This is a genomic window from Sphingomonas sp. 320_CC, from assembly GCF_059691795.1.
The window spans coordinates 80,080-93,232 of the sequence record NZ_JCAWAE010000004.1 but is presented as its reverse complement, the minus strand read 5'-3'; the positions used below and the strand labels follow the sequence as shown (position 1 = coordinate 93,232).

The following is a 13,153-nucleotide window of genomic DNA, read 5'->3' as shown; positions in this document are numbered from 1 at the left end:
ACCACCGCCGCGCGTCCCCAATTCCAAGCAGAGCCATCATCATGACCGAAGTTTCCGTCGTTACCCTGGGCAAGGGGCGTCCAGACCATCTCGTCAACGTCGTCCGTGGGCTGGTGCGCCAGACGCTGCCGCCGACCGAGCTGATCGTCGCGGTGATGCAGGACGACCTGTACGACCTGCCAGAGGCGCCGTTCCCGATCCGCCAGATGCAGGTCGTCGCCGACGCCCTTCCCCTCGCCTCCGCACGTAACGTCGCGGCCCGCGCGGCGACCGGCGACGTCATCGTCTTCCTCGATATGGACTGTATCCCGACGCCCACGCTGCTGGCGGATTACGCAGGGTTCCTCGACACGTTCGACGGGCTGCTGATGGGCGAGGTCCTGTACCTGCCGGGCGGCGCGACCGACGGCGATTGGCAGTATGACCGGTTCGCCGAGATCGCGGTGAAGCATTCGGACCGCCGCGGTCCCCCGCCGCAGGGCATCGAGATCTGCACCGACTATCGCTGTTTCTGGTCGCTCAATTTCGCGATGCGGCGGACGACGTTCCTAAGTCTGGGCGGCTTCGACGAGCGTTATGTCGGTTATGGCGGCGAGGATACCGATTTCGGCAAGGCGCTCGACGAGGCCGGCGTGCAGATCGCGTGGATCAAGGGCGGTCTGGCCTATCACCAATATCATCCGCACCACATGCCCCCGGTGCACCATCTCGACAGCGTCGTGCGTAACGCCGAGCTGTTCGAGACCAAATGGGGCTACCGGACGATGGGCCATTGGCTTCAGGCATTCCGCCTGATGGGCCTGATTGATCCGACCCCAGGTCGGCCGATCCGCATCCTGCGCCGCCCCGACGCCGCCGATCTCGCGCTGACCGGGCAGCAGAGCCATCAGCCCTATGCCAATACCGCGACCGTTATTCGCCTGCTCGAAGACCGATTGGCGGCAAGCGAGAGAGCCGCGGCGGCCGAATGAGGATCGCGGTCCTCTGCCATGTCCGCCAGCCTATCGCCCAACCCTTTGCTGGCGGGATGGAATCGCAATGCTGGCATCTGGTGGCGGGTCTCCAGGCGCGCGGCCACGACGTCGTGCTGTTCGCCTCAGGGGACAGCGATCCGCGATTTACGATCGATGCCGTGATCCCCGAGCATTACGAACGCACCTTTCCGGGGGCCGAGCACCGTGGTTTCGTGCCGCTGATCGCGCATCTCGACGACGGCTATGCCGCTGCCTGCGACCGGATCGCCGCCGGTGGTTTCGACGTGGTGCACAATAACAGCCTGCACCGCTTCCCGCTCGAGCCGGCGCGGACCGCGGCGGTCCCGACCGTCACGTCGCTGCACGTCCCGCCCTACGACGCGCTGCGCTGGTTCGTGCACGCCAGCGTCGCGCCGACCCACCGCCTGACCGCGACCTCGGCACACCAACTTGCCGCCTGGTGGCCGGACGGCCCGCCGTGTGAAGCCTCGGTATTGCATAACGGTATCGACCTCGACGCGTGGCCGTTCGTCGCGCGAGGCGATGGCAGCGCGGTTTGGTGCGGCAGGATGACGCCGGACAAGGCGCCACATCGCGCAGCGCAGGCGGCTCGGATGGGCGGCGTCCCGCTCACGCTGTTCGGTCCAATCGACGATCGCGACTATTGGGAAGCCGACGTCGCGCCGCTGCTGGACGGCCGCATTCGTTATGGCGGACATCTAAATGCATCGGCGCTTGCGGCGGAGATGGGTCGCGCTTCGGTGTTCGTGTTCACGCCGTGCTGGGACGAACCATTCGGCCTGGTCGCGGTCGAGGCGATGGCATGCGGTCTGCCCGTGGCGGCATTCGACCGCGGCGCGTTACGCGAGGTCATCGGCGAGACAGGGTGTTTCGCACCACCCGGAGATGTTTCCGCGCTTGCCGACGCGATCACGGCGGCTATCCAACGACCCCGCGCCGCGCAACGCGATCGGGTCGAGACGGCCTTTACCCGTGATCGGTGGCTCGATCGATGCGAGGACCTCTACCGTGACGTGGTCGGTCACGAACAAGGGCGGGTCGCATGACGAACAGCGACCATCTGGGAGAGCAGCACGCGCTGCTCTCCGCATTATACCGGACGCATGTCGAGCTTGGTTCTCGCTATGCGCTGGTCGACTTTCCGGACCATGCGAACGTCGGCGACAGCGCGATCTGGCTCGGCGAACTGGCGATGCTGCGGGAGATAACAGAGCGCGATCCGTGCTACGTTTCGACCTGGCACGATTTCGATCTCGATGCCTTTCGTAGTGTCTGCCCCGACGGCGTGCTGTTCCTGCATGGCGGCGGCAACCTTGGCGACATCTGGCCGCATCACCAGCGGTTTCGCGAGGATATCTTGGCAAGGGTCCGCGACCGACCGGTCGTGCAGCTACCGCAGTCGATCCATTTTCGCGTGCCTTCCGAAGTGGATCGGTTCGCCGCGCTGGTCGGAGACCATCCGGATTTCGTCCTGTACGTCCGCGATACCCGCAGCCTGGACTTCGCCCGCAAGCATCTGATCTGCCCGTCACACCTCGCCCCGGACTCGGCGTATGCGCTCGGCGAGCAATCGCGCGACGCGGCCCAATGCGACGTGCTGATGCTGATGCGCACCGATGACGAGCGGCAAGGCTATGCGGTACCATCGGCCGATACTGCGACCGTCGTCGACTGGCTGTGGGACGATGCCGATCTACCGGTCGGAGTCGATGCCAAAGCACGCGAAGCCCAAGCCGTCGCACGTGTCGACCGCGGACTGCGATTGCTCGCGCAGGGGCGGGTTGTCGTGACGGACCGGCTGCACGGTCACATCCTCGCCGACCTCCTGGGAATTCCGCACGTCGTTCTCGACAACGACTACGGCAAGATCGCCGCATATCTCGCCGCCTGGCCTGCCCCGGACGCAATCGTGACGAGGGCCTCGACGATCGAACACGCCATGGTTCTTGCCAAGCAGCTCGTCGGCGCGCGGTGACTGCCGCCATCGACGTCAGCCTGCTCGTCTGCACGCGCAATCGCGCCGGCTCGCTGGCGGCTACGCTAGAGTCCGTGGAGAGCGCGGCAGCGTATGCCGGAAACACGACCGTGGAGGTCGTCCTGGTCGACAATGGCTCGGTCGACGACACGCCGCACCGACTAACGGAATGGCGCTCGCGACAGACTTTCCCGGTCCACCTCGTCCACGAACCGCATCCTGGGCTCGCCCGCGCGCGAAATACTGGGCTTGCGCGGTGCACCGGGCGAATGATCGCGATGACGGACGACGACTGCGTCCTGCATCAAGACTATTTCGCGGCCGTCTGCGCCGCGTTCGAAAGGGCCAACGGGCCGGCGATCATCGGCGGTCGCATCCTGCTCGGCAACCCGGCCGATCTCCCCGTCACGATCAAGCTAGAAGACCATCCCATGGTCGCGCCGTCGCACGGGTTTCCGGGCGGGTTCATCATGGGGGCAAATCTGGCGTTCACCGCGGATGTCCCGCGGTTGACGGGATCCTTCGACGAACGGTTCGGGGCGGGCGGGCCATTCGTCTCCGCGGAGGATACGGATTTCCTGTTTCGTGCCGCAGGCCTCGGCGTTGCGGTGCTCTATGACCCGCTGATGGTCGTCGATCATCACCATGGTCGCCGTGATATTGAAGACGAGACACGGTTGCTCGCAGGGTACAGCTTTGGCGACGGCGCGCTGTACGCCAAGTATTTCGTCTCCGACCGACGCGCGCTTCGTGCCGTCGTCGAGGATATCCTTGCCGTTCGCTTCGATTGGACGCGGCCTGTGAAGACGCATGCCGGCATCAAACGGTTTTACTGGTTTCGGCTGCGCCATAAGGCCCGGGGCTTTACCTACTTCTGGTGGATAGCCCTCCGGCGAAACATGTCACGGTTCGTCTGATAAGCCACTGTACCTGCTAGTCATTCCTCCACGATTCACCATATTCGAACCATGGGCGGACGTGTGAAGCGGATGGCAGGATTGTTGGAGGCGGAGGCGCGGACGATCGCTGCCGAAGATGCCGGGCGATGCGGGCTGTGCGAGCGGCCCTTGGGGCGAAAGGTGGAATGGCATCACCGCATTCCGAAAAGCCGGGGTGGTACGGAGGTCATGCCGGTTCATCCGATCTGTCACCGTATCATTCATGCCAGCGTCTCGAACCAGGATCTGGCGACGGAGTTCGCGGACCTCGATGTCTTGAAAGCACGCCCGGATATCAGTCGCTTCTTGCGCTGGATCGCCGACAAGCCCGCGGATTTTCACGCCCCCACCCGCCGCGCCGATATCCGCTGAGTACACCGGCCTCGACGATCGATCGGTCATCATCAACGGACTTCGACGTAGGCGGCACTTAACGATCGGAGGACCGTTCCTTCAGCGACCCGAACAGCAGGACGCTTTCCATGACCGATGATCCGCGCACCAGCCACCCGACGAGCTTCCCTGGTGAACCGCAGCAGCCGCGCCCCGGGCTTGTCTCCAACATGAAGACCAAGCCCGACCACGGCGAGGAAAGCTATGTCGGCAAGGGGCTGCTGAAGGGGAAGGTCGCGCTCATCACCGGCGGTGATTCCGGCATCGGCAAGGCGGTGGCCATCGCCTATGCACGTGAAGGCGCGGACGTCGCGATCTCGTATCTCGCCGTCGAGCACGAAGACGCCGAAGATACACGCGCCTGGGTGGAAAAGGCAGGACAGCGATGCGTATTGCTGCCGGGCGACATTCGCTACCGCGATCACTGCGTCGCGCTGGTGGAGCGGACCGTCAGCGACCTTGGCGGGATCGATATATTGGTCAACAACGCCGCAGCGCAGACGATGAACGAGGATCTCGACAGCATCGACGACGATGAGATGCAGGGCGCCTTCGCGGCCAACGTGTTCGCGATGATCCGTCTGGCGAAGGCCGCGGCGCCGCATATGAAGCCAGGGTCGGCGATCGTGAACACCACCAGCGAGCAGGCCAAGGTCGCGACCAAGAGCATGATCGTCTACGCCGCGACCAAGGGCGCGATCTCCAGCCTGACGGTCGGGCTGTCTAATCTGCTCGTTGCGAAGGGTATTCGCGTCAACGCCGTGGCGCCCGGCCCGATCTGGACGCCCATCCAGCCCATCGCGAAGTCGCCGGAGGAACTGGAAAAACTCGGCCAGGATACCCCGCTCGGTCGCGCGGGACAGCCGGCCGAGCTTGCTCCGGCGTATGTCCTTCTCGCGTCGTCGGAGGGAAGCTACATGACCGGTGCAGTGATCGCGGTCACCGGGGGTGTGCCGATCAACTGACGAGCGAGCGGGCGCTTCGACGCCCGTCCATCGATCCGGCTAGGAGTTCGCCACTTCAACGCGACGTGCCGCGCGCGCATGCTCTTTCGTGAAATCGCCGACGCCGCGGTCGGTGTGGCACAACCGGTCCCAATGGCGGAAATACAAGCCGTAGTTGCAGCCGTAGAGTTCGTGGTGCCGCTGGTGGTGGCTGGCCGTGATCAGCCACCCGCCCAGCGGGCCAGACCACATGAAACGCGGGAAGATCTCCCATCCCATGTGGTTCGTGACTCCCATCACCGTCATGATCGTCAGCACGATGCCAAGACCGGCGATATGGATCGGAACGAAGAACACCAGCAGCGGGATGACCACCGCGCCGGTCAGCGCCTCGATCGGGTGAAACGCCATTGCGGCCCATGCCGTCGGAGGGCGGCTGGCATGATGCAGCGCGTGCGCCAGCTTGAACGGTTTCGGACGATGCATCCAGCGGTGCGTCCAGTAGAACCAGGCATCGTGCAGCAGCAGATATAGGAAAACCGATACGGGCAGGTACCAGAGCGGATAGGCGTGGATGTCGGAATATACCTGCGTCCAGCCATGATGCTGCCATCCCCAGGCGACGACGCCCGCCGGGATCCCGTAAAGCGCTGCGGACGCGAGGCTCCAGATGATTTCGCGACGGACCTGCGGGTCCAGCCCGAGGTACAATCCCGGATGCTTGCGTACCGTGATCCAGGCGAACGCGCCCGACACAAGGAGATAGCGAACGCCGACGATGACGGTCATTGCGACGGCGGAGAGAATGATGGCGAGCGTCATGCGTGATCCTCGACGACTCTGTGATCGGCGGCTCGCCCGGCAAGAGCGCGGCGCCGCGACGGAAGCCCCCACCACGGCGTTCCCGGCGAAAGATGATGCTCGTGATGATAGCCGCCGAAGTGGAAGCAGGTCAGCAGCGACAATACCGGGCCCACGTCGATGCTATGTGCGCGGTGAGCGTCCGCGAAAGGAGTCGCGCGCTCCCGGTGCGGCAACCACGTCCCAAACACGAACAACTGCGCCACGGCACCCAGGGCCGGCAATGCCCAGAAGATGACGATGTTGCCGAGCGGTGCCCCGAGCAGCAGCGTATAGATCAGCGCGACCACGGTTATCCGGATGATCTGCCCGTGCGAATAATAGGTCTTGAAGAACTGCAGGAACCAGCCGCTGAGACTTGGATCGCCACCGTGAAAATCGGGGTCCCCCGCTCGTCCGGTTTCCTTGTGATGCAGATGATGTTGCGGCAACAGTGATGCGTAAGACAGGCAGGCATAGAGCGACAGACAGGTCGCGCCGATCGCCCGGTTCAGGCGTGGTCGATCGGGCGCCAGCGCACCGTGCATCGAGTCATGCGCGACGATGAACAATCCGGTACTCAGCCAAGTCTGGACGATGACCATCACGATGGCCAAGGGAATTACATCCGGGCTCCATCGCCAGAAAAAGATGCCGGTTATGTGGATCGCCAGCCACGCTACGACGATCGCGGCGGACAGCGACACGCCGACACGGGTCTGATGCCGCAGGGCCTCCGATTGGCGAACCGTCACGCTCACTTCTTCGCGTCTGCCGAGACGAGGTTTCCGGTTTGGTCAGCACGTACCGCGCGTCGCTGCGGATCGGCGTTCGCGCGCAGCTGTGCCTTCAGCACCGCAGGTTTCCGCGCGAACAGGAAGCCGTGGCTGACGGTACCGTCCTTGCCCTCTACCGCGTGGTGCAGGCGGTGCGCTTGCAACAGGCGCTTGAAATACCCTTGCTTGGGCACCCAGCGGAAGCCGCCGCGCTGGTGCACGAGCATGTCGTGCACGAAGGCATAGATGCCACCGTACACCGTGATGCCGAGCGCTGCCCACCACAACGGCTCCCACCAGAGCCCGACGACGAACAACACGATCGGCACGACCGCGAAGACGACCGCATACAGGTCGTTCTTTTCGAACCAGCCCTCGTGATCTTCGTGATGCGACTTGTGCCAGCCCCAGCCCCAGCCGTGCATGACGTAACGATGCGCCGCCCACGCGAAGCACTCCATGAACAACACCATGAAGACGACGATCGCGAGTTTTTCGAACCAGGTCACTTTGCTCGATCGCACGAAATGACGATGAACGGGTGCAGCGAATTCAGCATGATGCACACATAACCGCTACCTGCCGGCTATGCGAGGGCGCTCCGTGACAAAAAATCCTCAGCCGGTGATGGCGATGCCATTCTGCGCTCCGGACCACGTCGCCTCCGGATCGTGCGATGTTCATGTAATGTGGTCGAAATCGACCTGTCCGGGCACCGCAAGGTGGCACGCTGCGTTCGACCGGTATGACTGCCCTGTTGTTCCGCGCCGACCACCGAGAGACTCCCTCCTGGGTGTTAATCGGGGCCATGTTGATGAGCTTCCTCGTCGCCCAATATCATCACAGCTTCACTGTGGATCCGATCCGAGCGGCTCCCGCGATGGCAGCGGTGATGGCACTCGCCCTCGGGCTGGCGATCGGCAAGTACACCGCGCGGCCGCGTCTCGTCGCCGGCGCGCGAGCGTTTCTCCAAATGACGCTGTTCACGGTGCTAGGCGTCGTTCTGGCGTATGCCCTGGCAGCAAACGCAGGGCAGTTGTGGGATGCCCGCCTAGCCGCCGCCGATCGCGCGATCGGTTTCAACTGGCCGGTCGTGTTGGCGTTGCTCGACAAATCCCCTCCTGTGATTTGGCTGCTTGGACTGGCGTATCACAGCCTCACCTTGCAGATGATCGTCGTCATCGTAGCGCTGAGCGGCATGGGGAAATTCGACACCCTGAGGACGATGGTCTGTGCCGCGATCCTGTCCGGTTTCGTCACGATACTGATTTCGGGCCTTACTCCGGCGATGGGCAATCTATTCGATCCGTCCAGGTACGCACATCTCTGGCCATCCATAGCCTGGCTTGAACAGGGGCTGATATCTGGGCTTCGCGATGGGTCGCTACGCGTGCTCGATCTCACGATGCTCATGGGAATCGTCAGCTTTCCCAGTTTCCATGCGACGCTCGCCGCCATCTTCATCTGGGCGTTCGGCGCGATGCCGCGGCTTGCGGTTCCGGGCCGGGTATGGGCGATACTTACGATCGTCGCGACGCCGGTCTTCGGCGGTCACTACGGGGTCGACGTCATCATGGGGCTGTTTCTCGCACCACCTGCCATCATTGCGAGCCGCCACATTACGCGGCGCAGGCGGGCTCCCCATCTAATGGACTCAGCCTTGCCGGCATAGCGTCGACATCGTCGAAGAGGGCCGAATCGACCAGCGCGGCAGCCTCGGCAGCGCCCCCGGCCCCCGCCATTTCAGCGGCGAGCAAATTTGCCGCGTGGCGGTACGATGGATCCGACAGCACGAGCCGCAACGCCGCTTCGAGACCGCCCTTGTCTGCTTCGCCGGGCGATACGATACGCGCCGCCCCGATCCGCTTCAGCCGCGCGGCCGTGGCGGGTTGTTCGAATGCCAGCGGTACCGCAACGATCGGAACGCCGGCGGCCAGTGCGTCCAGCACGGTATTGAACCCGCCGTGCAAAATCGCCGCCGAACATTTGGGCAGGATACGGGTCTGAGACCAGAATGCCCGCACCATGGGTCTCCCGGGTAGCGAGGTGACTTCGGCCTCGCTCAGCCCGCCACCATGCGCGACCACCGCACGAGCGCCGACCGCGGCACAGGCAGCCGTCATCGCGGCGAACAACGATCGGCGTGCCCCCTGCAACGATCCCAGCGAACAGAATATCAGGGGTCGGCCATCGTCTTCCGGAAGATCGACGTAAGGTTCGTCCAGCCGCCACGGCGCGCCGTATCGGAAGCTCGGTGGCAATGCCGTACGGGGAAAATCGAGGCCTGCCGGGCATTGTGCGACGTGCAGTCGGTCCGACCATTGATGCCTAGGGTCGGGGTCAAGCTTCCACCGGCGCGCATAGGACGACACGACTTTCGCGATCGGCCGCATCAGTAGGTCGCTGACGGCGTACCCGCCATTGTTGCGACGAAGGCCTGCCGCAGTTGGACGATATTCCCACCCGAGAAACGGTGGCGGCACCATTGGCTCTCGGAGCAAGGGTAAGCCGGTGACGGCAGTTACGAACGGCAGCCGGAGATGTCGTGCCACCAGCGCACCCGCAGGCTCGACCGAGTCGGCGAGTACCGCATCCACCCCGAGCTTCGACAGTGCCGCTGGAAGAGCCTCCAATAGCAGTTCCGTCATGGACGCCGTGCCGCGGATCATCCTGGTCAGTCCGACAGGGCCCGATGGCTGCGCCAGCTTCCGGTAATATGCTGCCAACAAGCCTTTGCAGTCCGCCGGGTGGTCGAGCGCCGCAAAACCGACACCACCGTTGGGCACTAGCGAGGCGACGTCGGCCAGATGGACTATCGTGACTCTACGCCCTGCTTCGACGAGCGATGTTCCCAATGCCACCAGCGGATTGATATGCCCGGCCGTTGGCGGCGCGATGATGGCGATATGTCGCCGATTGACCGTCAATGCCGTGGAGCTTTCCGTCGCCGTCTCGTTTGACCGCTTAGTATCAGCATGCAGGCGAGCAGCGATAGCTCGATTTTGCGGGATAACCCACTACGCGTGCTCCATTGATCGTAGTCAATGCGTGTTCAAATACAGGCGTTCAGGCGCTTGTCCCAGAACTCACGTGCCGGTCTGGCCTCATCAAACTCTGACCTTTGTATCGCTAATCAAGCGGCGAGGTTCGTCGATCCGCCCCTCGCCGCGTGGTAGCCTTGGCGTAGGTCTCAGGCCACCCCGATCCAGGCATCGACCTGTTCCGCCAGCACCTCGAGCGGCAGCGCGCCATGCGCCAGCACCACCTCGTGAAAATCGCGAATGTCGAAGCGCGCGCCCAATGCGGTCTCCGCCTTATGCCGGAGCGCCGATATACGCTGCTGGCCCACCATGTAGCTCGTCGCCTGGCCAGGGTTGTTGATGTAGCGATCTACTTCCTTGACCACGTCGCGTGCCGAGAGTGGTGCATTCTGGGTGAAATAGGCGACCGCCTGATCGCGGCTCCAACGCTTGGCATGCATGCCCGTGTCGAGCACCAGACGACACGCGCGCCACACTTGCAACGCCAGCATCCCCAGTTCCGAATAAGGGTCGCGATAGGCGCCCATCTCCTTGGCGAGCCGTTCCGAGTACAGGCCCCAGCCTTCGGTATACGCACCGTAATAGCCGAAGCGGCGGAACTTCGGCACGCCCGTCAGCTCCTGTGCGCGAGCAATCTGGAAGTGATGCCCCGGCGCGCCTTCGTGATGGGCGATCCCCTCGACCTGAGTCTTCTGCACCTGCGTCATGTCCGCTAGATTGCCGTAGAAGATGCCGGGCCGCGAGCCATCCGGGGCGGGCTGATCGTAGAACGCCACCGCGGCAGTTTCCTGTCGCCACGTCTCGACCGCGCGTACCTCCAGCGGCGCCTTTGGCAGTCGGCGAAAGAAGCGGGGCGCGGCGGCCATGGTCTGCGCGATGGCCGCGCGGGCGTCGGTGAGATAGAGTTGACGGCCAGCATCGGTGTTGGGGTATTTGAACTTCGGATCGGACCGCAGCGCCACGAAGAGATCCTGCAACGATCCGGTGAAGCCCGCCCGTTTCATGACCGCCGTCATCTCGGCGTGGATCGATCGTACCTGATCCAGCCCCAGCTGGTGGATCTGCTCCGCTGTCATGTCGGTGGTCGTGTAATAGGCGAGCCGCGCTTGATAATAGGCGTCGCCGCCCGGCAGGCTCCACGCGCCGTCATTGCCCTTGGCGAGTGGCTCGATCTCGTCGAGCGCGGCAAAGAGTATGTCGAAGCCTTGGCGGAACGGCCCTTTCAATGCCGCTACCGCATCCGCGATCAGCGCCGCCTTGATGCTCTCGGATACGCCAAGCTTGCCGACCTTCGCCTTGAAATCGGCGAGCAGGCTGCTGTCCGCGCCACTATCGAACGGCGCTCCGGTGATAACTTGGCGGGCATCGCCACGGGCAGGCGTGAAAACCATCTTTGGCGGCACGATACCCTTGGCCGCCTGTTTGCGCATGGTTGCGGCGACCTCGCGCATGACGCGCAGGGAATCACGCAACCGCGCCACATAGGCGTGAGCGTCGGCTACCGTGGCGATGCGGTGCTGGTTGATGAGGAAAACCGGGATATTGCCCGCCGGGCTGCCGTTCGTCGATACCGGGAAGGCATAGTCACGGAACGCGAACTAACGGCGATCCGTGGCGACCTGCGCTTCGAACAATCGATAGCTCAGCCGAGCATCGGGTCCAAGCCGATCGACCGAGAAGCCGCGTCGCAGGTCGGCGAGTTGCGCATCCTGCAAAGCTTGTGCGCGCCGTGCGGCAGCGTCGGTATTATCGTCGAGCCTGTCGTAGTTGGTCTTCAGGCCGAGGCTAGTCTGTGTCTCGGGACTGAGCGCGACACTCGCATCGAACGCGGCGTCGAGAAAGCGCAGGAGCCGCGCGTCGTCATCGGCGGTCCCGGTTGCCGCCATGGCGATCTGTGGGTCGATCAGCGGCAGAGCGGCGCCCGCCATCAGCATTCCTACAAACGCGCGCTTGGTGAGCATCACAGGGCCTTTCTATGGATTACAAACCAGCGCTAGCCGCCGCTTTGCGTCATCGCAATGATCAACACTGCTGAATATTGGGAGTCGACCAGGAGATCGTTCGCAACGCGCGATGACCTTGGGGGGAGATGTTCAGTGGACCTTTGATGCCTTCCAAGTCCTACCATCGGGACGGCTCCCATGGCGGCGATCATGTCATCCCGAGCACTCTAACTCTCGTCAGTATTCAGGGTAGACGGGTTACCGGGGAAACCTGTTCAGAACCTATTGTACTGTGGTAGCGCTATCGATATCGTCACGAAAAGAACGATAAAATGGGAGAGCGACTATGGGATTCGGGTTCCGCATAAACGCCGTTCGTCGATGGGTGGGACACCCGCTTCTGTGCCTGTCCAGCCTGATGATTGCCTCGACCACGCCGGCACTGGCACAGAACGACGAGATGGCGTCTATCGCCACTCCGGCGCAGCCCGACGCCATCGCGCTTGGTACCGGTAAACTCCCGGGGGCGACCGCACCGGAGGCGTGGCACAGCCAATATGGCAGCGTGTTCGCCCGCAACGTCACCGTCGCGACCCTAACCCCCTTCCTGCCGGATCCCGCCAAGGCCACTGGAACGGCGGTGATCGTCGCACCGGGCGGTGGATTCCAGACGCTGTCGATGCAGAACGAAGGCTGGGACGTGGCGCGTGCACTTGCCGCCAGAGGCGTCGCCGCCTTCGTCCTGAAGTATCGCCTGAACCCGACACCACAGGATCTTGCAACATTCGCGCGACCGGTGCCACAGGGTATGCGCCCGCCACGTCCGAACGCCGCTGCGATGATGGCAGGCCTTGCGCCGCAGATCGCGGATGCGAGGGCAGCGTTCGCCACGGTCCGCAAGCGTGCGGGCGAATGGCATGTCGATCCCAGCCGCATCGGCATGGTCGGATTTTCCGCAGGTGCGATGCTGACGATGGCGACGACCGTCGCCGGACAGGATGCGAAGCCGGCCTTCATCGGGAACATCTACGGTCCGCTCGCCGCGATGACGGTGCCGGCCGACGCGCCGCCGATGTTCGTTGCGCTCGCGGCGGACGATCCCTTCTTCGGCAATGGCGGCTATGGGCTGATCGACAGCTGGCGTGCGGCCAAGCGCCCGGTCGAGTTCCACCTGTTCGAACAGGGCGGTCACGGCTTCGGCATGTACCCGAAGACCACCACGAGCACGGGCTGGTTCGATGAATTCACGCGCTGGATGGCGATGCACGGCTGGCTGAAACCGGCGCAGTAAACTCCCTCTCACGAGTT

General features: G+C 63.7%; 13 protein-coding genes and 1 pseudogene. 8 read left to right on the top strand and 6 right to left on the bottom strand.

Features of this window, described 5'->3' with window-relative positions; genetic code table 11:
• The first annotated feature begins 41 nt into the window (after nucleotides 1–41).
• From AC59GX_RS16215 to AC59GX_RS16190, 6 genes are all read left to right on the top strand, one after another.
• Complete coding sequence (locus AC59GX_RS16215) at nucleotides 42–971, top strand: galactosyltransferase-related protein (protein WP_426282345.1); 930 nt, start codon at nucleotides 42–44, stop codon at nucleotides 969–971.
• Entirely contained in the window at nucleotides 968–2,041 is a 1,074-nt protein-coding gene (locus tag AC59GX_RS16210; protein ID WP_426282346.1) for a glycosyltransferase, read from the top strand. Before AC59GX_RS16215 ends, AC59GX_RS16210 begins: the two co-directional genes overlap by 4 nt.
• Nucleotides 2,038–2,970, top strand: a complete 933-nt coding sequence (locus AC59GX_RS16205; protein WP_497302074.1) for a polysaccharide pyruvyl transferase family protein — start codon at nucleotides 2,038–2,040, stop codon at nucleotides 2,968–2,970. Before AC59GX_RS16210 ends, AC59GX_RS16205 begins: the two co-directional genes overlap by 4 nt.
• A complete protein-coding gene (locus tag AC59GX_RS16200; RefSeq protein WP_426282348.1) occupies nucleotides 2,967–3,887 on the top strand; it encodes a glycosyltransferase family 2 protein in 921 nt (306 codons plus the stop codon). The genes AC59GX_RS16205 and AC59GX_RS16200 overlap by 4 nt, the downstream gene beginning before the upstream one ends.
• A gap of 72 nt (nucleotides 3,888–3,959) precedes the next feature.
• Nucleotides 3,960–4,280 (top strand): HNH endonuclease, encoded by a 321-nt coding sequence (locus AC59GX_RS16195; protein ID WP_426282452.1) that lies wholly within the window; start codon nucleotides 3,960–3,962, stop codon nucleotides 4,278–4,280.
• A 110-nt stretch (nucleotides 4,281–4,390) separates the two neighbouring features.
• A complete protein-coding gene (locus AC59GX_RS16190) occupies nucleotides 4,391–5,266 on the top strand; it encodes an SDR family oxidoreductase (RefSeq protein WP_426282349.1) in 876 nt (291 codons plus the stop codon).
• Between the two features lie 39 nt (nucleotides 5,267–5,305).
• Here AC59GX_RS16190 and AC59GX_RS16185 read toward each other — a convergent pair whose 3' ends face one another.
• Genes AC59GX_RS16185 through AC59GX_RS16175 form a run of 3 tightly spaced genes read right to left on the bottom strand, consistent with a single transcriptional unit; the run spans nucleotide 5,306 to nucleotide 7,370 of the window.
• Entirely contained in the window at nucleotides 5,306–6,067 is a 762-nt protein-coding gene (locus tag AC59GX_RS16185; RefSeq protein ID WP_333922156.1) for a sterol desaturase family protein, read from the bottom strand.
• Nucleotides 6,064–6,840: a fatty acid desaturase gene (locus tag AC59GX_RS16180; RefSeq protein ID WP_426282350.1), complete on the bottom strand. Its 777-nt coding sequence runs from the start codon at nucleotides 6,838–6,840 to the stop codon at nucleotides 6,064–6,066. The genes AC59GX_RS16185 and AC59GX_RS16180 overlap by 4 nt, the downstream gene beginning before the upstream one ends.
• Nucleotides 6,841–6,842: 2 nt before the next feature.
• The gene (locus AC59GX_RS16175; protein WP_426282351.1) at nucleotides 6,843–7,370 is read right to left on the bottom strand and encodes a sterol desaturase family protein; all 528 of its coding nucleotides are present in this window, start codon (nucleotides 7,368–7,370) and stop codon (nucleotides 6,843–6,845) included.
• A gap of 305 nt (nucleotides 7,371–7,675) precedes the next feature.
• Between AC59GX_RS16175 and AC59GX_RS16170 the strand changes: the two genes are divergently transcribed.
• Nucleotides 7,676–8,533: a phosphatase PAP2 family protein gene (locus AC59GX_RS16170; RefSeq protein ID WP_426282352.1), complete on the top strand. Its 858-nt coding sequence runs from the start codon at nucleotides 7,676–7,678 to the stop codon at nucleotides 8,531–8,533.
• On the opposite strand, the gene AC59GX_RS16165 is transcribed toward AC59GX_RS16170, so the two are convergent.
• The 3 genes and pseudogenes from AC59GX_RS16165 to AC59GX_RS16155 form a co-directional block, all read right to left on the bottom strand.
• On the bottom strand, nucleotides 8,481–9,788 hold the full coding sequence (locus AC59GX_RS16165) for a glycosyltransferase (protein ID WP_497302073.1): 1,308 nt from the start codon (nucleotides 9,786–9,788) through the stop codon (nucleotides 8,481–8,483). The two genes, AC59GX_RS16170 and AC59GX_RS16165, sit on opposite strands and share 53 nt — an antisense overlap.
• A gap of 263 nt (nucleotides 9,789–10,051) precedes the next feature.
• Nucleotides 10,052–11,467, bottom strand: a pseudogene (locus AC59GX_RS16160) (DUF885 domain-containing protein); the annotation flags it as partial.
• Nucleotides 11,468–11,500: 33 nt separating this feature from the next.
• The gene (locus tag AC59GX_RS16155) at nucleotides 11,501–11,830 is read right to left on the bottom strand and encodes a hypothetical protein (RefSeq protein ID WP_497302072.1); all 330 of its coding nucleotides are present in this window, start codon (nucleotides 11,828–11,830) and stop codon (nucleotides 11,501–11,503) included.
• Nucleotides 11,831–12,263: 433 nt separating this feature from the next.
• Between AC59GX_RS16155 and AC59GX_RS16150 the strand changes: the two genes are divergently transcribed.
• Entirely contained in the window at nucleotides 12,264–13,136 is an 873-nt protein-coding gene (locus AC59GX_RS16150) for an alpha/beta hydrolase (RefSeq protein ID WP_426282354.1), read from the top strand.
• The last annotated feature ends 17 nt before the right edge of the window (nucleotides 13,137–13,153 follow it).

Excerpts from the sequence above, each read along its gene's own strand:
- AC59GX_RS16215 (WP_426282345.1), top strand. The coding sequence starts at position 42 with ATGACCGAAGTTTCCGTCGTTACCCTGGGCAAGGGGCGTCCAGACCAT.
- AC59GX_RS16210 (WP_426282346.1), top strand. The coding sequence starts at position 968 with ATGAGGATCGCGGTCCTCTGCCATGTCCGCCAGCCTATCGCCCAACCC.
- AC59GX_RS16205 (WP_497302074.1), top strand. The coding sequence starts at position 2,038 with ATGACGAACAGCGACCATCTGGGAGAGCAGCACGCGCTGCTCTCCGCA.
- AC59GX_RS16195 (WP_426282452.1), top strand. The coding sequence starts at position 3,960 with ATGGCAGGATTGTTGGAGGCGGAGGCGCGGACGATCGCTGCCGAAGAT.
- AC59GX_RS16190 (WP_426282349.1), top strand. The coding sequence starts at position 4,391 with ATGACCGATGATCCGCGCACCAGCCACCCGACGAGCTTCCCTGGTGAA.
- AC59GX_RS16185 (WP_333922156.1), bottom strand. The coding sequence starts at position 6,067 with ATGACGCTCGCCATCATTCTCTCCGCCGTCGCAATGACCGTCATCGTC.
- AC59GX_RS16170 (WP_426282352.1), top strand. The coding sequence starts at position 7,676 with ATGAGCTTCCTCGTCGCCCAATATCATCACAGCTTCACTGTGGATCCG.
- AC59GX_RS16155 (WP_497302072.1), bottom strand. The coding sequence starts at position 11,830 with ATGGCGGGCGCCGCTCTGCCGCTGATCGACCCACAGATCGCCATGGCG.
- AC59GX_RS16150 (WP_426282354.1), top strand. The coding sequence starts at position 12,264 with ATGATTGCCTCGACCACGCCGGCACTGGCACAGAACGACGAGATGGCG.